At 46.0% G+C, this 21143-nt stretch carries 16 protein-coding genes; 1 reads left to right on the top strand and 15 read right to left on the bottom strand.

Annotated features, from left to right (window positions below; all coding sequences use genetic code 11):
- Positions 1-179: 179 nt before the first annotated feature.
- From AC0LWT_RS37895 to AC0LWT_RS37845, 11 genes are all read right to left on the bottom strand, one after another.
- A complete protein-coding gene (locus AC0LWT_RS37895) occupies positions 180-533 on the bottom strand; it encodes a hypothetical protein (protein ID WP_474687067.1) in 354 nt (117 codons plus the stop codon).
- 5 nt (positions 534-538) lie between these two features.
- Positions 539-973, bottom strand: a complete 435-nt coding sequence (locus AC0LWT_RS37890; protein ID WP_474687066.1) for a hypothetical protein — start codon at positions 971-973, stop codon at positions 539-541.
- A 2-nt stretch (positions 974-975) separates the two neighbouring features.
- Positions 976-1131, bottom strand: coding sequence for a hypothetical protein (locus AC0LWT_RS37885; RefSeq protein WP_474687064.1), 156 nt, complete (start codon positions 1129-1131; stop codon positions 976-978).
- A gap of 411 nt (positions 1132-1542) precedes the next feature.
- Positions 1543-1866, bottom strand: a complete 324-nt coding sequence (locus AC0LWT_RS37880; RefSeq protein WP_474687063.1) for a hypothetical protein — start codon at positions 1864-1866, stop codon at positions 1543-1545.
- 899 nt (positions 1867-2765) lie between these two features.
- Positions 2766-3191 (bottom strand): hypothetical protein, encoded by a 426-nt coding sequence (locus tag AC0LWT_RS37875; protein ID WP_474687061.1) that lies wholly within the window; start codon positions 3189-3191, stop codon positions 2766-2768.
- Between the two features lie 324 nt (positions 3192-3515).
- Complete coding sequence (locus AC0LWT_RS37870) at positions 3516-3872, bottom strand: DUF6809 family protein (RefSeq protein ID WP_474687060.1); 357 nt, start codon at positions 3870-3872, stop codon at positions 3516-3518.
- A gap of 139 nt (positions 3873-4011) precedes the next feature.
- Positions 4012-4191 (bottom strand): ribbon-helix-helix protein, CopG family, encoded by a 180-nt coding sequence (locus AC0LWT_RS37865; protein WP_474687059.1) that lies wholly within the window; start codon positions 4189-4191, stop codon positions 4012-4014.
- A gap of 621 nt (positions 4192-4812) precedes the next feature.
- Positions 4813-5301, bottom strand: a complete 489-nt coding sequence (locus AC0LWT_RS37860) for an ankyrin repeat domain-containing protein (RefSeq protein ID WP_474687058.1) — start codon at positions 5299-5301, stop codon at positions 4813-4815.
- 673 nt (positions 5302-5974) lie between these two features.
- Complete coding sequence (locus tag AC0LWT_RS37855) at positions 5975-6343, bottom strand: dihydroorotate dehydrogenase (quinone) (RefSeq protein ID WP_474687056.1); 369 nt, start codon at positions 6341-6343, stop codon at positions 5975-5977.
- Between the two features lie 15 nt (positions 6344-6358).
- The gene (locus tag AC0LWT_RS37850; RefSeq protein ID WP_474687054.1) at positions 6359-6805 is read right to left on the bottom strand and encodes a hypothetical protein; all 447 of its coding nucleotides are present in this window, start codon (positions 6803-6805) and stop codon (positions 6359-6361) included.
- Between the two features lie 97 nt (positions 6806-6902).
- Positions 6903-7136 carry a hypothetical protein gene (locus AC0LWT_RS37845; protein ID WP_474687052.1) on the bottom strand — a complete coding sequence of 78 codons (234 nt, stop codon included), beginning with the start codon at positions 7134-7136 and terminating at the stop codon, positions 6903-6905.
- Positions 7137-8013: 877 nt separating this feature from the next.
- Here AC0LWT_RS37845 and AC0LWT_RS37840 point away from each other — a divergent pair.
- Complete coding sequence (locus AC0LWT_RS37840; RefSeq protein ID WP_474687051.1) at positions 8014-8235, top strand: helix-turn-helix domain-containing protein; 222 nt, start codon at positions 8014-8016, stop codon at positions 8233-8235.
- A gap of 187 nt (positions 8236-8422) precedes the next feature.
- On the opposite strand, the gene AC0LWT_RS37835 is transcribed toward AC0LWT_RS37840, so the two are convergent.
- Genes AC0LWT_RS37835 through AC0LWT_RS37820 form a run of 4 tightly spaced genes read right to left on the bottom strand, consistent with a single transcriptional unit; the run spans position 8423 to position 20575 of the window.
- Positions 8423-8911 (bottom strand): immunity protein YezG family protein, encoded by a 489-nt coding sequence (locus AC0LWT_RS37835; protein WP_474687049.1) that lies wholly within the window; start codon positions 8909-8911, stop codon positions 8423-8425.
- An 18-nt stretch (positions 8912-8929) separates the two neighbouring features.
- Positions 8930-18751: a DNA/RNA non-specific endonuclease gene (locus tag AC0LWT_RS37830; protein ID WP_474687047.1), complete on the bottom strand. Its 9822-nt coding sequence runs from the start codon at positions 18749-18751 to the stop codon at positions 8930-8932.
- A 23-nt stretch (positions 18752-18774) separates the two neighbouring features.
- The gene (locus AC0LWT_RS37825; protein ID WP_474687046.1) at positions 18775-19617 is read right to left on the bottom strand and encodes a hypothetical protein; all 843 of its coding nucleotides are present in this window, start codon (positions 19615-19617) and stop codon (positions 18775-18777) included.
- A 19-nt stretch (positions 19618-19636) separates the two neighbouring features.
- Entirely contained in the window at positions 19637-20575 is a 939-nt protein-coding gene (locus AC0LWT_RS37820; protein WP_474687044.1) for a hypothetical protein, read from the bottom strand.
- Positions 20576-21143 lie beyond the last annotated feature (568 nt).

The following is a 21143-nucleotide window of genomic DNA, read 5'->3' as shown; positions in this document are numbered from 1 at the left end:
ATTAGTCGCAAAGATGGTCAGTACTGTTATCGATTTTTCAATTCACGTGCTAACAATATATCACTTCTTAAGAAGAGATTGTTCAAGCTTCCACCCATTTTTATGCTATCTTAACCTAAACGAAACTGAAAAAAAGGACCACAAACGAGGGCCGAGGCTTGTGGTCTATCTACAGACTACTATACAGTTTCCCAAAAAACTCCTGAAGCTTTAAAGTTAACTATAATAACATCATTTTCACTTGTGAGTACTAACTTTACTTGCTCTAAAGCAGGGTTTTCTTTCGTTGAAGTAACTGTAACTTCTAGTATCTCATTACTATCAGGAACGAATAATTTGGGTTCAGTTTCGTATTCTTGAGTACCGGAAAAAATTAGCGATCCATTAATTATCTCTGGCTGCTCTTCTCTATAATTTGATTGTTTCCAATTACAAAAGTCTAAATCCAAAATTAGTTTTTGATCTTTAAAATAAACATCATTTACAAGACTATCATGTAAGTTGTATTTTTCGAAAAATTCAGTCGGTTTCATTTTATTCATTCCTTTTCCGGTACAATATGAGATGGTTTTGAACCCTTAGGGACTGGATTCCCATTCTTATCAATATAATAATCCATTTTCCCAGTACTGTTTGGATTATAAATATGATAGTGATCCATTCCTTCAAAACCATTCGCCCCTTCATTACCTGGATCAAATCTGACTTTAAATCCCGTAGCATCATCAAGATATTCTCTAGAAGCTGTATTTTTAAGCATACCCTCAGGTGTAACATCTTTCCAACCGTTTTTTAATAAATCGTTAGGGTCCTTAGGTAAATTATTGAATGAAAATTTTATTTTACCTGGACCATTTAGAGTACCTAAGGCTACTGGGTCGGGAATGATCATTTGTACAGCATCGACATATAACTTTAATCCAAGAGCGTCACTTTCAATCCATTTAATAATGGAGGACCAAGCAATCTCCATTACTACCGATTCTGGAATCGAAAAGTCGTCACGTTGCATAATATCTTGCGAATCACTTTATCCACGCGGTTCAGCGCATCGTATGTGTAAGTTATGATGTACGGCTCCTGCTCTTCCCCCGCATATTCGGTATCACGCAGCGCCGCGGCGTCACTCAAACTTGCCCCATCCATATCCGCTTCATCTATCAGTTTGATCGACTGACTCAGCAGACTATGGAAGAGACGAGGTTAATCGACCAGATGTCGGGATTAGCGGCTTGCCATTGTAGATTCCCCTGTGTAGGGCAGGTTGCTTCCAACCGATGCTGACCGCGCAGCATGTCTATAAGCGATTGGAAAGTAAGCGTTCCCTGCAAGGGAAGCTACTTAGGGGCAAGCCGTTAATCCCGCTGTAAGGCGAAGGTAGAGACTGTGGAGGTTGCCGCAGGCGTAGGCTTGGATCATTAGAAGTTTCGGCGCTTGAAGGTTGCGAAACGCTGAAAGGAGTTGTTTGCTCGTTAGCGTTGCCTGAATAAAATAAACCTCGAAAGGCGCGAAGCCAATCAAGGTTTTTCACATAGCATGAAGCTATCCAATCCATAAAATGGTACCATCTGTTATAAAAGCTAATGGTAATTCTTTAATAAGCAAATCAATCCTAGTGACCATATATTCCAAATCACTATTCTTAAGATTAGATTGTGCCCATATTCTCAAATTTTCTAGCTCCAGAAGTATAGATTCCAACTGCTCCTTTCTTAATTCTATTCCATTCTGAATCCCAGAAATTTTTAACTCCTCAATAGCTGGTTGCCAAAACTTTGTAAAGAATTCTTCGCGAGATACTGGTATTTCAAAACCTAGTTCAAATGAATCATCCTCTGGATTCATTCTAAACACACTAACAGACATATTGGTCTCCAAACTGAGCTGAGAAATCATAGCTCGGATATTTGATTTTTAATTGATTAATCTCATTTTGAACCGTTGTTCTTAAAGCAAGAGTATCTGCATTTATCCTAAAACATAGTTATTTATGTTTTGAATATCGCTGACTGATGGAACACTTTGGCTTCCATTTGTTGTAGATCTTGTTGATTCAGCATTTTGAATGGTGTCAATTCTATTTACCGCTTTATTATAAATCTGTTTTTTCGCCCATTGTTGTTCTGTAGTGTTGGTGGCACTTGCAACTCACAGTGACCTTCGTCACTCTCCTCAGTGAACCCAATGAATTCCCGCCTGATAGAGCCACTTCGCAGCGCGGTACGCAGCGCCGATGACCAGCGTCACTGCAATCAGCCGAATCTGCCACCGCATCCAGCGGCTTGCTTCCATCCGATCCTGCCTGTGCATCGAACCTCAAGGCGAAGCCGGAATGATCAAAGCCGCTGTGGATTCCCCTGTACAGGGCAGTTTGCTTCCAACCGATCCTGACCGCGCCAGCGGGTCTACAGATGGTTGGAAAGCAAGCGTTCCCTGCAAGGGAATCCACTAGGGGCAAGGTGTTGATCCCGCCATAAGGCGTGGGGAGACTGTATAGGCGGCCGTAGGCATAGGCTTGGATCATTCGGGTTTTGCGGCGCTTGCAGGCTGCGAAGCGCTGAAAATAGCTCTTTACGTCGGTAGCACAGTACAGCGGTGGATAAAAAAGAACCCCCAAGAGAGTTGTTAGCTCACTTGGGGTAGATGCTCGGTTCAGCTAGATAAGCTTTACCTTGTTCGAATTAAATACCAGTTGTTGTTTGAAATTTACTCCGTTTCAAAACGACGCAGCTTACTGAACTTCTCTATCCAGCCGCCTGGGTGTTCTACAGAATGGAATCATAATAACCCTTCTCGAAAACAATTACCCCTTCTACAGGCTCTATTGGTTCCTTTTCAGCAACTGGAGCATATACTCCAAATCCATACTTTATGGAAGTAAAACCATCTACATCACATATTAGCGTATTATCAAATTGCGTTATTATATCCCTGACTTCCGCATAAGATTTACCGAGAAGGCTATACCCATTAAAAATTACTGAAGCAGGAGAGAAAAACTCAATAGCATTACATACCCCTGGTTTTCTATAGTACACATGGCACCATTCGTAAGCGTCTGTTTCAAAATCAGCAGTGTTAGACTTACGAAATTTTTCAGGATGAGAATTCAGTACTTCTTGGACTTCCTCTGAAGTCATTCCAAGCAAGATACTTCCGGCTCCGATATAAGGATTTATTACAAATTCCATGGTCATCCTCCTCATTATCCCTTAAATTTTGGGATTTCTTCAGTCGTATGGGCTCTCCTGGATGAATTGGGCTATGGTGACAGAGGCGGGGATTCCCCTCTCTGCCTATGATTGCATCGCATAAGGGGCCATTTGTTCGATTGACTTTCGCGAAGGTCGCTAGCCTACTTTAGTGAAGATAACTCGCTACTGCGTTATCTCTTGCCCGTCTAGCATCATCCACGCTGTGAATAAGCACTTTATTTCCGCAGGAAACAGGTGCTTATTCACACGCGCTGCTGTGTGCATATCAAGCGCATTTTCAATTTCAAAGCAATTATAGCGCTAGGTTGTCCCATGCGCATCTACAACCGTCAATGTGTCGCTATTATCATCATAATGACAAACCGAAGTTGCACCGGGAATTAACTCCTCACGTTGGCTCATGACCTCAATCATTAAATTGGCTCCAAGCCTGAATCCATGCAGAAAAGCCGCTTCAACATGCATACTATCAACGCTGTCGCACAGGTCAAAATACTCCTCCAACTCACGAAACGTTTCCTCACCTAATCGTTCTCGCCATTGCTTTGTCTGTGCAGCCACTTGTCGGCTTAGGGGACGATATTCAGGATGAGACGGTACAATCACCTCATCGGGATGAAGTTGTCCACGGTACAGGGCTTCCAGAATCGTTTTCATGTTCATCCTCCCATAATTGTCAATCGCGTCGCTTGAATGAGATTTCTGCACATGGTAGGATATTTATGCAGTCTGCTTATTCAAGCGGTTGCGGGATAGGAAGTGGCATTGTTCTTCGTCGGACGCGCCGCTTCCTTCTTTATTTTTGGAGCTCGTCATACACCTTCTCAATCCCTTTGCGGACGATATCTGAACGTGTCGTATTCAGCTTCTCGGCGGAAGCATCAAGCTTGCTCATAATTTCCTGATCGACACGTATCTTAATCGTTTCGCTCTTGGGATTGTCAGATGGTGGACGCCCCATCTTTTTGGAGGACATCGCTTCACCCCACTTTTTGTCCCAACAATAATATATTATTGTTGGAACAAAAAGTCAATGCAACCATCCCGTTACTCACTGCTTTCTTTCATGGCAGGTTAGGTATTTTTGACACGAGACTGCTGTCTCGTGGTATAGCAAGCGGAGATTTTATCGGGAAAGTGAGGCGCTTAATTTGCCGCCTTTGGAACACGATTTATCAATAAACGAGCGTATCCGAATTGCAATGATTTACAATGAGAATCCAGAAGTGCCTAAGAAACATTGTTATGAATGTAGGCGACCTCTTGAACCATTAACCTTCAGCTATGATATTTTGACGGTTGCTATAATGACTAAAAAGGTGGTGGCTCAAACCGACTTCTGCATCGAAGAATTCACCTGCATAGCGAATCGAGCTTGCGTAAGTCTCTACCGTTAATGTGGGGTTGCCGAAAATGTCCGCCGCATAGTGCTTGGATCATTCAAGGGTTGCGGTGCTTGCAGGCTGCGAAGCGCCAAAAGCGGTGATTTGCGCTGCCTTCAGAGCGAAATAGCAAAAAGAAACCCGCCAAGCGTATCGCAAGGCGGTTGGTATGGTTTTCTATCCTTGGAACGACTTAAAGGTAATCCAAGTCTCAATCAAGGTTTTTGGGTCAAAATATTTATTAGCTTTTCATTGCCAACTTGATTTGCAAAATCTAAAGGTGACCTTCCTGCATTATTTTTATTTAAAGTATCAGGAGCATACTGGATAAATAATTCAACCATATCATAGTACCTTCCTTTACAGTTAAACACAGCAGTCCACATTGCATTATTACCGTATTTATCGCGGATGTTAATATCTCCGCCTTTCTTAAGTATTTCTTTTGCAACCTCAATATTAGGATTCACACAAATTAGATGCAACGCAGTTTGCCCTTCAGAATTCGTCATATTTACATCAATATTCTCTTGTATTAAAAATAGGGCAATGTCGAACTTCCTACCTGCAATCGCATGATGAAGCAAGCTTGAGCCAATAACACTCTTAGCATTTAAGTTGTCACCATGAAATTTTTTCAGAAAAGTTTCATAATCGCCATGTTGGGCAATAGCGAAAATATCTGCTTTATCGGTTACTCCCATCGTATACACCTACTCCTAAAGTAATAATCTCCTACTCATTATTAAATACTACAACATTGATAAGCCCATTACTACTTTATCAGGATAAGTTCACCACTGTGCACATACTTCGGAGCGTCAGAATAAGCAACTCCATCACAATCCATTCAGCTATTAATTATGCAACACCGAATGAGTTCGAGCAAAGTCAATACTTTGTTACTGCGAAGTGATAAGGTTTTGTGTCTACTATCTTGACAGAGCCCCAATCAGCCACCCACTAAAATCCTCAGCATACCAACCATTTATTGGATCCGTAAAATCGTTTCCCTCCCCTGCATCCAAGGGTTTTCCAGTGCTTTAAGCCGTGAAGCGCAAAAAGCCCGGTTGTTTGCGTCGTTGGCGATAGTATAGAAAAAGAAACCTTGAAAGGCGTGATAGGCCGATCAAGGTTAGATTTGTAGAAATAGTTATTCGAGTTACAAAGGCTACAGGTCATGTTTTTTAAAATAATTGGACATCGCTTGTAGATATTCCTATAGAGTCAGCAAGCCATCCCTGCATGGGAAACAAACTTGTGGCAAGCCGTTTATCCGCTGTAAGGTGGCGGTGAAACTGTGTAGGTTTCCACAGGCATAGGCTTTTCATTCGGGATTTTCCGGTGTTTTGGAGCTGTTTGCTATCCTTACATTTTCTAATCGTAAGAAATCCAGACCGTTTCATTTTCAGATTTTGCATCTAATAGCAATTTATAAATATCATCAAAAACGTTTTTAGTGCTTTTATCAAAAACACTACTATCAATTTTTTGAAACTCTTCGATGACTACACTAACATCTTGTATTTCCCATGGACTTTCTTCATACCACCCCTTGTACAAATGATAAAAATAAGCCAATCCAGTCCATCCATCTTGTGCAGGGCTAATGGCAGACATTATTGTATCAAAATAACCTGCCCAAATTTGTAGAATTATTTTACTCCCATCTGTTAATAAACGGATAAACTGAATTTCTGCCTCGCCCTCGAAGCCGTCATAATATTTACTTACTATCGTGTCCAAAGCTCATCATACCTCCTAAGGTGCAGGCCAGTGTCCTGCATCTAATAAAGCCTGTTGTTCAGGAGTAGCTGTTCCATTTTGTCTTGCTATTACAGCTGCCTTCCACTCATACATTGTTGTCCATTGATTTTCACCAGTCAAAACATGTTCAACTCTTCTTGTTGTTTGAGAGCCTGGAGTGGTTCGAGTGACAACCCATGTATTTCCTTGGTTCTCAGGTGCGCCAGGTGTACGAGTATGCCAACGTGCTTCATATTTGTAAGTATCATCAGACCAAGTATATCTTATTTGGTCATAACCAATCTTAACTTGCTCTTTGGCATTCGCTGAGGATGGAATCTTAATTGGACTTGATTCTGCTATTTTTTCAAGTTTCCCTGCACTCTCTGCTTCTTTCGCAAAAAATTGGAGGTCTAGACCAAGTCTGTAATTTTTCGTTCCATTCCCCCTTTCGATTCCCAATGGGACGCAAGTCTCTACATCCATTCCCGTCAACAGAATGGCAACATGCACGCCACTCGTTTATATATCTCCATTACCGCTATAAAAATCTGGGTTGCTAAGTGTCAGTACGACGCAATCCTGCCTTGGCTAATTGGAGATGGAGTAAACTCTCCCGTTGTTCCATTTCCACTTTAAAAATGCCCAGTAACATGTCTTCTACCATAAGGCCATTCTTTGCACCGTTTTGCCGTCTGACAAAATCAAAAACCACTTGTTTGCATGTCTCGCATACTTGAATTATACCAAGCAAACATTGTTCTTCTTGCTCGTAATCAGCCTGCTCTCTCATTGATGTTCGCCCCCTCCCCTTGCTTGATGAATCCTATCGGCTTTGATATCGCCGTAGAGACACATCCCTTGATAAAATTCTTAGTGGTCAAGGATGCGTTTGACTTGTACTTTCCTGAGTGGTAAAGCCGTCATAGCCCATTTGATACGCCAATTGAGATAATGACTAATCGGGGAACAATTCCTTTAATTCAAACAACCGCTGTACGGCTGTTGCTTCTTGTCAGTTGATTTCGATTGCCTTTTGCCCCTTCTTGGTTTTGTACCCGAACGCCGCCCGCCTTCCGGCGCCTTGCTTGGGCTTTCTTGTTGCGGTCACGGCTTAACTTCATACTGAATTTCTAGCCGTTGTTAGGCATTGAGCAATTCAGCAAGCCCATTGATTAAGAAATCAGAAGCGTCTTTCTTGTAAATGCTGTATGCTGACTGTTCGATGTTTCTTACATCTACGCTGTACTTCTTAAACTCCCAATGAACAAACATCCTCACAATGCCAGACCGCCATAAGCGGCTTGTATTGAGTACGACTACCGCATCAACGTTCGGGTTACAAGGACGGCTAACATGCTTCGAAAGTCAATTTTGTCAACTCTAGCGTATCTTCATCGGCTTTAGCCCCACTAATGATTTCGTCAGCATGAACGTGAATCATGTTTCATCTTTGAGCCTAACAATAGGAGTGGATTTCGTCCTGCTGATACGATAAGCTGTAGCCATCGTTGGCTTGTCCGCTTGTCGATACTCTGGTGTCCGATAACATTCACCCCGTTACGTCACAGCGTCACAACACCATTATATGACGTTACAACGTAACACGCAATGTGTTTTTTCATAAATCATGGTATATTGTTGTATATACCCATTGGAGAAGATACAAAATGAGAATCAGAGTCAGATTACAAGAAATTTTGGATGAACAGGGTATCTCACAACGCCAACTTGCATTTAAGGTTAACATGCGTCCTGGCACAATAAATGCCCTGTGCAGAGGAACAACTGATAGAATTTACATTAGTACCCTCGAAGAAATATGTAAGGCATTGAACCTACATATCCATGATTTGATTGTCATGGAGGATGAGGATGATAAACAATCATAACGCTTCGGTACTCAGCGGCGGTAGAGCCTGTGATTCGATGATGTTCTTTACAAGAATCATCCAATCCCGCAAATTTTCGATATCGTTGCGGGTAAAAAGAAACCTTGAAAGGCACGAAGCCAATCAAGGTTTCCCCCACAATAAGGGCGGCTAACTAATATTTTATTTCATCGAATCTAAACAATGCCTACTTGCTACTTTTTTCTTTAATATACTTATCAAACACTTTCCTTGAATAACCACCATCTTTTGGAATAAACCCAAATGTTTCGTAAGCCCACACAATTTCCCTCTTTAGTTGACCACCATCATTTTCATTCATAACATCATAAAGAAAATCAATATTAAACTTTCCATCACTGCTTAGCATCAAACTTACTTGCTCCCATAATTGTTGATCGTTTTGCTGAAAACAACTATACAAATTTAGGAGCAATTCATCTAATTCAGATAGTAATTTATCATAAATTTGCTGTGAAACACCGTATTTTGTTGGTATTTCATGAGATTTAATAAAATACGTACTACCCGATTCAACAAGGTAAAATACAGATGACCAACTCATTTTTCCCTTTTCTACTTCTCCTAGGTAGTACAATTCAATCCAATCCACTGGAATCATAGAATTAATTTTGTTGGCTATTTTTTTATATAGTTCAGCTAATTGATTTTCCATATTTTTTCCTCTTTTCTTCTATGGATTTACTATTACTTTTGAGAATTTCTCTCCATCAATCCAATAGTTTATATTAAAACTATCAGGTCTCGTTGAATTCCCAGAATAGTTAGGGGTGATATCTACTTTTACGTTACTGCCTTCTTTTAAAGCATTAGCCCAGTCCGTCTCCATTTTATACCATTCCCCGCCACTTCTATTAATTGCACTATTCTGAGGAACGAGATTATCAATTTCTCCTGAACCGTTAAATTGACTTCCTATCAAATGTCCACCATCATCATTAGGAAGTCTGTCATTCCTTCCAACTGTTCTTTGTGCATATAGATTTCTTTCACCTTCTCCCAATTGCAGTTGGCCTTGTACATTAGAAATCCGACCATTGCCATCTGTATTGTATTTATAGCCGTTACCATCAGTATATTCAACATCGGGTCTCAATACTTTCTTATTTCCTATTTTACCATACTGGTCTCCGTAATTTACTGCTGTTTTACCGGTCCCCTCTGCTTCTTTCGCAAAAAATTGGAGGTCTAGACTAAGCCTGTAATTTTTCGTACCGTTCCCTCTAGCTTCCTCTTCAGCAAAAGTTTTAGTTTGCACATTTTCTAATATATTCAGTGTAGTCTTTGTATAAGCTTTACCGCTACCGACAGCCGGACCAATCGAACCAAACCCAAATACCGGGAAATCCAGTCCATTCATTTCTGAACGTGATGCGATCTGTGCATGTGCAAACGATATGTCTGCTTTACTGTTTTTGCTATAAGCTGCCTCTAACGAATCAGCGAAAGGACCGTTAAATAGGTCGGCTAAGAAACCCACTCTCTCTTGAAAACCATCCCCAACGATATCCCCAATCTGGTTGTCATTGATCGAGCCATTATGTTGTTCCAACGTATCGAGAAGCGCTACTGCTTGCTCAGAGCTTACATGGCCCTTACTCTCACCTACGATGTCATTTACAAACGATGCCTCATTTGGCGTTAACTTATAGCTTGTGTTTAAAGATTTATACGCTTCCTGAGTTTGTTTATTAATAACGGTTTCGACTACAATATCCGTACGACTGATCGAAGTTGTCGTCGTTTTGTAAATAATTCCATCGTAGGTTTGGGAATCACGACTGGACGACGTATGGATGTTATTATTTGCTGAGATTTGTTGCCAATCTTCTTGTCTTATATCACCCTTTACATTTAATGCATCTGATACGGCTTTTCTAATATCATTTCCAGCTTGAACTTCCAACGGAGATGATAACTTCGTATTCTGCTGCAGATTCGACGAAGTTCGAAGTGAATTGGCCAGCTCATGAAGCCTATCTTTTTCTTTTTGCGATTCCGTATTGTAGTAATCGTTCGTGAGCGCAATTAACTTGGCCTGCGTATCCGCGTTATACTTATCGTCACCCTTCTCGATGTGACCCGAAGGATCATAGAAATTGATCGGATCATTATGCACATACGTATACAAGTTCAAGCTTAACGGGTTCGAGTCCTCGCCCCAATAGCTGTCCGCCGAGATAAACCGCCCGATGTACGGATCATAGTACCGCGCTCGCAGGTAGTACAGACCGACTTCTGCATCGAAAAATTCACCCGCGTAGCGGATCGAGCTTGCGTATGCCTCTACCGTTAATGTGGGATTGCCGAAGATGTCGTAGTCGTACTGGTTCTCGACTTCTCCGCTCTCAGATACGGTTTGTACCACGTCGCCGTGACCGTTGAACAGGTAGTAGGAGAGCTTGTCCGCCGCGTCGATGCGGGCGATGTAGTTGATGCCGCGCACATAGCGGGCTTGCACCGCACCGGCTCCGTCTGTCTCCAGAATAACATACTGGCGATCGTACAAGTAGTTCGTCACTTTCGCCGCGTAGCCGTCCTTCGAGCTTCGTACCGTCTTGCGAGTCCGCAGGTCGTCGCCATCGTAGACGTACTCGACCGTGACCCGCTCGCCTGCCTTGACTCTCTCCACCTGCTTCAAGCGGTTGAAGCCGTCATACGTATTGCTGACTTTCTCGATCAGGCTGCTGATGTCGCCTTCGATTTCGTCCCCGTACGGGTTCCCGCCGGTCACTCGCCGCATGTCCCGGTTATGCGGACGGAGGTAACTGACCTTTTGGCGGATTTCGTTGCCGTTGTTGTCGTACAGGTAGCTGGTCGTTTTCTCCAGCACTGCTTTGCCGGCTTCGTCGCTCATTTTCTCGACGAGCTGCAGCAATTCGTTGACGCCGTCGTACATGTACTCGCTTTTCTTGATCAGGTACTTCACTTCCGTGCCGCTCACCGGGTCCGTGTAGCCACTTGGCTGTTCGGACGTGTACGTCTCGCTTTGGGATTGCCGGTTGCCGCTTCGGTCATACGCGTAGACGGTCGTTTTGCCCGGCGCCTCGGCTTTTTCGATCTTTCCCGCCGCATCGTAGCTGTAATTCGTTGTGCCGTAGCTGTCGGTTTTCCCCGTTTGTCGGCCTGCGTCGTCGTATGCGTAAGCGTACTCGGATATAAGGCTGCCGTCCGGCTTCTTGTTCACGAGCTTCATCAACCGGTTGTTTTTGTCAAACGCATACTCTTCCTTCACTCCGCCCTCGTAAGCAATCGACGTGCGGTTGCCGTTCTCGTCGTAGGTGTAGGCAGTCGTCTTGCCTTGGAACGATACGCTCGCCATCCGGCTTGACTTGTCGTAGGTGTAGGATGTAACGAAGCCTTTGGAATCTGTGACGGTTTCGATGCTGCCCACGGCGTCATAGGTGTAGGCAATCTGTGTAGTCCCGCCTTTGGAAATCTGCAGGATACGGTTATTCCCGTCGTACGTATAACTGCTTGCCCCGCTCTCGTCGGTCATCGACGCCCGGTTGCCCGCTTCGTCGTACGTATAAGCGACCGAATCGCCTGTTTCCTTGACGGTTCTTTCCAGCAGCAGGTTCCTGTTGTCGTACACATAACGGGTATGAGTGCCATTGCGGTCGGTCATCTCCGCTGCGTTCAGAGCCAGATCATAGCGATACGCGATCGACTGACTCAACGCGTTCGTGACCGAACGCAGCAATCCGAACGCCCCGTAGCGGTAGCGGGTGACTTTCCCTTTGCCGTCCGTCATGTCCAGCTTGTTGCCGGCCATGTCGTAGCTGTATGCAACGCTTACGTCTAACGGGTCGGTGACCCGGATGAGACGTCCGGCAGGATCGTAATCGTACGATTTGGCATGGCCTAATGCGTCCGTCTCCTTGACTTTCTCGCCCGCCGGATTGTATTGGTACAGAGCGGTGAACCTCTCCGGCTTGTTCTGTGCGGCGATCTCCGGGTCCACCGTGCGGATGACGCGTCCGGCCAAATCATACGTGTACAGCCAGCCGTACCGCTCTTCATCTGTGCTGCCCGAAAGATACCCTTTCGCATCGATCTTTTTGATTACATTGTTGTTGGCGTCGTACATGTTGCGGGAGATGACAATGCCGTAAGGGTCAGTCACCGTAACAAGACGGTTCAGCTTGTCATATCCGTACGTCATGCTGTTGTTCCGGGCATTCGTCTCCACAAGCTTGTTGCCGGCCAAATCGTATTTGTATGTGAACGTATGCTGCTCAGGGTCTGTAACCTGCCCTATACGGTTTAAGGCGTCAAAAGCGTACTGTGTGACAAAACCTCTCTCATTCCGCTCCGCCACGCGATTGCCGACTTTGTCGTAGGTGTATTGCTTGTAAACGTCGGCTCCGTTCACCTTGCGGATCACTTTATCCACGCGGTTCAGCGCATCGTATGTGTAGGCGATGATATACGGCTCCCGCTCTTCCCCCGCATACCGGTACGCCCGCGGATCGATTTGCTTCGTACGGTTGCCGAGAAGATCGTACTCGTAACCGGTTATGATACGGATTTTGCCCGCATATTCGGCATCCCGCAGCGCCGCGGCGTCACTCAAGCTTGCCGCATCCAAATCCGCTTCATCCACTAGCTTGATCCGTTTCACCAACCGGTTCGAATTGTCATACTCGAACTTCTCCACATCGTAAACCGACGTTTCCCGCAGCTTCTGCGTCTTGACGAGATTGCCGTTCTTGTCATAATCGCTTTGCGTATAAGCGCCGCTGTTGTCGGAAACGGTTTTGAGCAAATTATTATCGTAGTACGTATAGGTCGTTTCCCGCAGGAACGCCGCATCCTTCGAACCTGTCACGGTTTTCTTCAGCAGATTTCCCACGGCGTCATACGCATACGTCTCTACGGCATACATGGTGCTGCCGCTTCCGTCCCGGTCGACCGGCGTTCTTTTGACAGTCAGCCTGTTCGCTGCGTCGTATCGGAGAAGCGTCACGCTGCCCCGCTTATCTTTGAAAGAAACGAGGTTGCCGACCAGATCGTACTTGTTTTCCGTGTAATCGCCGTACGGGTCTTTCACCGTCTTTTCTTTGCCGAAAGCATTGTATGTGTATGTGACCGTATTGCCTAACTGATTCGTTTCGGCGATTTTGCGGCCCAGCCCGTCATACGCATAGGCGGTCGTTCCCCCGTCGGCAAATGTTGCCTGGCGCAGCGTGCTGTCGGCGTTGTAGGCATAGCTAGTCTCACGGCCCAGCGCATCCACGGTTCGAATCAAATTGCCAAGCACGTCATAATCGTAATCCGTACTATTTTGCAAAGCATCTGTCTTGCGAACCACGCGTCCCAGCCCGTCGTAAGCAAAAACGGTTCCCGCAGACGTCTGCATATCCCCTGTATATCTCAATCCGTCCGCGACTTTGCGGATTTGCCCGCGAGCATCGTACTCGATATATTCTATGCCGCTGCCATCAGGCGAGAAGACAGCTGTCCGGCGATTCATCGCATCGAATGCATAGGCCGTACCCGCCAAGCTTGTGACTGAAGCAGGGTTATCGTATGCCGGATCATATTGATTCGGCATCACTTGCTTGATCAAGTTGCCGACAGCATCATAGACGTATCTCGTTGTCGCCAGGGAGCCGTCCGCAGCCGGCGTCTTTTTGCGGATCACCCGGTTCAGCGCGTCGTACTCATACACGATGGAGACGCCCTTCACATTCTGTTCTTCCAGCAGATTGCCGTTCGCGTCGTAACGATACAGAGCCGTTCCTTGCAAGGAGTCGATCTTTTTCACCGGTCTTTTGTCAAAATCGTACTCAAATTGCGTAGAACGTCCTTGCGCGTCCGTCTGGCTCTTCAAACTGCCGTTTTTGTAATAACTGTAGGCAGTGGTTGAAAGAACCCGATCCGTATAATCATTGTCGTATTTAGCGCCGGACAAGTAGTCGAGACTAAGGTCGGAGGTCTTTACAAGCAAGGACTCCCCGATCAATTGGGACCTCACGTCGTATGCATACCTTCTGACGTTGTCATCGCCGTCCGCTGCTTTTTGCAGCTGCAAGGTCCTGTTCCCGGCCCGGTCGTAGTCGTAAGTCGTCTCCCTGCCGTTGGGTCCGGAAATTTTAGTGAGCCTGCCCGCTTTGTCGTATGCGCGGCTCTCTTTATTGCCTGACGATATTTTGCCCGCGTTCGTTCCGTCCCGATAGAGGAATGTCTCGCTGCCAATCAGACGATTCGCCTCATCATATTGAAGCTCCGTCAGCTTATAGGAGCCGGAGGCGCCTTCCTGCTTGATGAACTCTTTCTTTTCAATCGGATTGCCGGAAGCATCATAGCTCAGCAACTGAGCATTCCCCGCCTGATCGTACCGCTCGGACAGCTCGCCTCTGGCGGAATACTTGAATCGCTCCGTTGTTCCGTCCGGATATTCGACGCGGTAAGGCTTATCAAAGACAGTATTGAATATTTTCGTAATCCGACCCTGGCTGTCCGTCTTGATCTGCATAGCCTTGCCGGTCAAATCGTAATCGTAAGCTTCCTTGTTGCCGTCGGCTAATGTTTTCTCTTTAGGCAAACCGTTCAAATAATACACATATCTTGTCGTATTTCCCCGAGCGTCGGTTTCGGAAGTCACATGGCCTGAGCCGTCATACTTGAAGCTTTTGGACACATAGCGCGTTCCGTTCTTCTCATTCTGGAAGGCGAGCTCCGCCGAAACGATGGCAGCCCTTCTGTCGTTGGCATCATATTCGAATGTAATGCCTGCCGATTTGTCCGGATTCGCTGCGTTATATCCTTCGCCATCCGACTCTTTGACGATATTGCCGCGCCCGTCGTATGCTTTATAAGAAATCACTTCTCTTGCTTTGCCGTCAAAAACGGATGCCCGCACAGGTCTATTCAGCGCATCATACTCGTATTCGATGCCCGGCGCCTGATCCTCGGAAAGCGCCATATATCTGGCATCGATTTCCTTGATCTTGTTGCCTGCGGCATCATATACAAATCTTGAAGCATTGCCGAGCGGATCGATCTTCTTCACTGTCTTGCCCAAGCCGTCGATAACCAAAGTTACCGTTGCGTCGATTCCTTGAATCGTCAACGTCTGGGAGACGGCGTTGCCCGCCTTGTCGTATTGATAGCGCGTACGCTTGCCTTCAGGATTGCCGCCGTACGGTTCCAGCTTTTCTTTGACGTGGTTGCGGTAATCGTACGTATAGACGGTCTTATCATAACCGCTGCCATTATAGGCTTGCTGCGTCAGAAGGTTGCCTGCGTAATCCCTTTGATACAGGTTCTGATAAGCCCCGTATTCCTGGTCGGATTCCTTGTAGCTTCCTTTGTCCTCCTTCACCCGCCCCGCAAAATCATAGACATAGGAATACATTCGGTATTTCGTCTCATCCTGATCGGCATATTGAATCGAGCTCGTCTTGCTGCCGTTCTTGTTATAGCTGTTTTTCGTATGCCCCGTCCTCGCGGCGTCTATCTTGGTGTACTCGTCGGTTATACGATTCATCGCATCATAGGAATAACTGATGTCGGACGAGACGTTGTCCGTACCAGCCTCGACGCTGCCCTGCTTGACACTCGCGACGTTGTTCGCAGCATCATACGCGTAAGCGCTATAGGTATAGTCCGACGAGCCTTTGCTGTATATTTTCTTCATGCTTATGCGGCCCAGCGCATCGAATGCATATTCGGTCATTTTGCCGCCGGGTTCCTTGAGCAGCGCAACTTGATTCAGCGCGTTATAGACATATTCCGTCCTGCCGCCCAAAGCGTCCTGCTTCCCTTTTAATCTGCCGAAATTGTCGAATTCGTAGCGGGTCGCGCTGTTTCTTGCATCCGTTTCGCTTACTTTATTGCCTACATAATTATAAGAATAGGCCGTTGCATACCAGTGGACATGATCCGGAGTGACTTCCGTCTTGGCAAGTCTGTCGGCAATGTCGTAGTAATATTTTTTCGCATACCCTTCTTCGTCCGTAATCGTAACGAGAAGCGGCGTATCTTTGCTGTAACCGATCTGATACCCGATTAACACCGAACCTTTGTTAACGGTATCGTTTTCGTAGTACGACTTCTGAACAAGCCTGTATTGGCTGTCATAATCATAACGGATACTGTGCCCGTTAGTATCGGTTTCTTTCTTTTTATTGCCTTTGGCATCGTAGTCGAACGTCTGCAGAGCAACCCATTTCCCGTTATCCGAAACACTGGCCTGGACCAGAGAACCCATAATGTCGTATTCGTATAAAAAGTTCGTCTGCTCCGGGTCCGTGTAGCGGATTTTCAGGTTCGCATATGGATTTTCTTCATAATTGTACACTTTGATGCTGTTATCCGGTTGAAACTTCTTCACTACCCTGCTTAACGCATCGTATTCATAGACGGTTTTATTGCCTTTAGGATCAACCTCTGCCGCTTGCTTGCCCGTGTTGAGGTCATACGCATACTTCTTGGCGATTTCTTGCCCATCCAGCGACTGGTATTCCTTGGTCAAATAAGCTCCCTTGACGTCAACGCCATTCGCGTCAGTTCCGTACTCGTACTGAGTGACGAAGGCTTGCCCTCCCGATTGCACCGCCTTCCTCGTCATGTTGCCGTAGTTATCATATTGATAATCGGTCACAATCCAGTTGTCATTGTTATCGGTATCGATTTTGCTTTCTTTCGTGACATTTCCTTTATCGTCGATCGTATATAAATTTTGGCTGGTCGTTTCCTTGTCTTTCTTCCATGTCTTCGAGGCCAGCACATGAAACTTGTCGTAAGCATAAGCGTACACGACGGTGCGCTCCGCGTTGACGGGGTACCCTTTGTCGTCACGTTCCGCATCCGGGCCGGTGTAGTTGGTCAAATTTCCGTATTCATCGTACCGGAAATTCTCGATTTTTTTGACAGGCTCGCCGGTCGCTTGCCCGTTCACCACTTGATAGAGCTGGCTTTCCTGCTTTTTCACCAGCTTCAGTTCGTCCCGCTCACTCAGGATGACCTCTTTGTGTTCTTTTCCCTGTTTGTTCGTGACGATTAACTGATGCAGGCCGTCGTATGTATATTTGACCGTATTTCCGATTAAATCCGCAATCTCCGTTTCATACCGATAGGTATCCCTTAAATAAGTATCGTCGGACTCCTTATATCCGTCCGTTCCGAACCCGTCCGCTTCATGGGTGTACGTATAGCTCGCCTTATCTTTGATATCGACAATGAAGCGGTCCTCGAATTTCGTTTTGGACGGGTCGTAGCTCTTTTTGACCAGCTCCTGCTTTTCAAAAATTTTACGATACTGCATACTGCCTCTGTTCAAGCTCTTCGTGTATGAATTATATACATACCGCTTCATATGATTCGTCTTGCTGTAATCAACCTGAACCAGATTTTCATAACGGTTGTATACGGCGTACTTGGTCCCGTTCATATAAGTGAAGCCGAGATCGGGCTGTTCGTACCAGAGATGATACTTGGGAAGGCCGTCCACATCGAAGACCCGCTGCAGCCGCGTGCGGATAACCTGTTTGGTCGAGCTGACCAGGACGGCGGACTTATCGTAGGTGATACTTTTCTCACCAGGCAAATGAACAATGACTTGAAACTTCCCTTGCAAATCCCCCGAATCGCTCGTATTCGGATTTTGCGAGGTTTTATAGCTCTCTTCGGCACTGTATGACGAATTCGCGATAGGCCCTACAGTAAACGCATGATCCTCTTTATACTCAATAGTCGTTACCCTGCCCACTGTATCCGTTATCTTGGACATCAGCTTCTTCGTTATCGCTGTGCCGTCAACTGTATACGAAAGCGTACTGTACTCAAAAACAATCGAGTTCCCGTAACGGTCGACAATGCCCACAATTCTTCCGTCCTCGGCAAAATAAGTCTTCTTCCCGTCTTTCCCGGTCATGACAAACTTGGAAGTGCCGTCGGCCTGCCCGTTCTTGAATTCGGCCGTTTCTTTCACGACAACATCTTTGACGGTCTGCCCTTCGGGCAAATAGGTGAGAACGCCATTCGTTGTAGTTCCTTTTAAGCGGTACACGTCCCCGCTCTCCGTATGTAAATAGTTGTACGTTGTGCCGTCGGAGTTGGTTTTAACCTCCATATTCGGAAATGAGAATCTCATCCCGATGCCAAGATTGTACCGGTCCTCGTAAAAGGAAGACGTGGCAGCGCCGGACTCAACGACATCCACCCATGCGCCGTTCACGTACTTCACATTCATCTCCTGAACATTGGAAATTCCGCTCTTGTAAATGCGTTTTATTTCCAGATCCAGGCCGTTTCTGCCAGGCAATACGTAATCCGTTTGAGTCAGCGTCAGCTCGCCGCTTTGCGGGCTGATTTGCTCCTCGCTGGCGTTATTTTTCAAATAAACCGGGGAAAGCATCGTGTTATACTGCTGCTTGGGCCCGACCAGGTTATTGATTTGATCTTCCAGTGTCTCCGCGTAAATCAACTGAGCCGGAACAATGAAAAACAGGATAGATAAGAATAAAGTCTTGCTCCAACGTTTCAACCTGGCACCTCCAGTCAGCCTTATCAGAATTTATCGTAGGTTTCGGTATAGCTTTCCGCCATAATAGCTTCGTCCGTCATGCCTGCCTGCATCTTGCCAATTACCGTTTCAGGACTCTTGCCGATCTTTTGCGCCAGTACAAACGCCGCAGTCACTTTTGCTTCCGCAAATGTTCCCGGAACCGTATATTGCTTCAACTGCTGGGCGGTTATTTGCACCCTGGGAAGACCTGATGCGCTATGCAGGATGTCCAGGTCTGCCGCAATTTCCTTCCAGCTATTTTGCGATTCCAGCTTGCCTGCAATGAGGTCTTTTACCGGCTTCCCTGAAACGAAAGCGAGTCGGTCGGCAATCATAATATCATCGGGAGCAAATCCCGGAGTTTTCATCAAACTTTCCAAATAACCCGAATCGAACGATCGGGGAACGAAAGCCGCATGACCCTTGTTATAGCCGGTGAATACAGCCTCCCAGGTCTTGCCCGCTTCCCGGGACTTGACTATAGTCTCCAAATCTTGCATTTTGCCATAATTTTGATTGAGGAATTCATAGGCAATCAAAAGATCAGGCAAGCGGTGCCCTTCCAGGATGAGCCGCTCGATTTCCCGCTTAAATTTGCCGTGGATATCCAGAGCAACAAGGAGTTTCCTATAATTCGTCAGATTAGTGTCGTACCTGCTCGGATCGGATGATTTCAGCTTGTCCAATACGTCCTGCGGAATGTCTACACTTACAGCAGCTTCGGTTCCCCCCGCAGAAGCAGCGGTTTGCGCCTGCACGATGGACAAAAGCGTATACCCGGTCTGGAGTAACGCACTTAAAGCCAGTACGATTACCAAGACCTTCGACATCGTTTTTATCTTCATTTCATGTACCCCTTTGCGGCTAATTTGGATTCAAAGCGCGAATCTCTTTCATGACATCCTCGGCCGGATTGCCCGGCTTGAGGTTCTTGATCTGCGGAGGCGAGACGTCCGGCAGCAAAGACTTTCCTTGGGAATCTTTTGCCGACACGCCCTCTTTCCCGGCCGTTATCGGCTCGTCTTTGGCGACCGAATTGTTTTTCTGTATGTTTTCCAGAACCGTAAGCTCAATCACCGACATGGTGATGATGTTATTGCGGGATATTTGTATGCTCTTTTCGTCTTTATCCTGCAAATATTTTTCTTTGTCGCGGATGTAATCTTCCAAATTCAGCCCGAGCTGCAAGGAGAGCAGGTACTCGTCCAGCACTTCCTCCGGACTGCCGAAATCTTTCCGCAGCACGAGCATAAAATAGATAGCCGATTTGGTATCGAACTGCTCGGCGATCTTTTGAAGCGCCTCCGTCTTCTCGTCCTTTTTCTTATCCGCACCAAGCTCGGGGAGCGGAGTTTGAGGCTTGTGCCCGGCATCGTCCGCAATCTCCTTCAGTTGAAATTGCAGCCTCTCGGCGAGCATTTTTGCCGTCAAAATCTCCTCTTGCTTAAATCCCTGATCCTGCAGTTTTTGAATAATCTCTTCAATCCCTGCCTCTGCCAGAAGACTGTTTCTCTTGCTTTTTTCATTCTGCTCGCCGCTCTTGCTAACATTTTTTAATTTATCCAAGACCTCATTCCAAGACATATTGGCCTGTTTAAGCTTTAAAATCTCTTCCACTTTCACACCTGTCATGTTGGAAATATCCGCTGCGATTTTGCTGTCATCGCTGCGTTCCACAATAGATTCCGTGCTTGTCGGCTTGACCGCCTTATCGTTCACGAACACAATAAACATCTGGGCAATTAAAGATACGCCTATAATGCCGGCTATCCATTTATAATATTTGTTGAAAAAGCGTTTCACGTCATCACCCTCGCTATATTATTTGGCAACAACGTCGATTTTGGCTTCTCCGTTCACTTTGGCCTTCAGGACGATCGCCGTGATTTCCCCGGACCATGAAGTCCCGGGCACCACATTTTGACTGTTCTTGAATGTGATTTGTCCAGGTGTATAAGCAACCGTCAGGTTGGAGCCCGGAATCNCCGTGATTTCCCCGGACCATGAAGTCCCGGGCACCACATTTTGACTGTTCTTGAATGTGATTTGTCCAGGTGTATAAGCAACCGTCAGGTTGGAGCCCGGAATCTTCCCTGACTGCATGACATCCCGCTGCGGCGTGAAATTGTACAAATCGACGACTTCCAGTTGATTCGGATCATACGTGACCACATACGTCAATTCACTGAAATCCTGAACGTTGAAAGCAAGCAGCGACAAATCGAAGCTTTGCCCTTCCGTTACGTTGACTGTGTACGTCGGGCTGGTTGTGCTCTTCACAATCGCGTTGCTCCATGCCGTTACGCCTGTTTGGTTTTTCGCCCTTAACCGGTACGTATGCGCCGTTCCCGATGTCAGCTTATCATGTGTA

The sequence above is a fragment of the Paenibacillus sp. sgz302164 genome (genome assembly GCF_056120505.1).
Note: the sequence above shows the minus strand (reverse complement) of the source record. Positions and strands in the feature narration are given on the sequence as shown.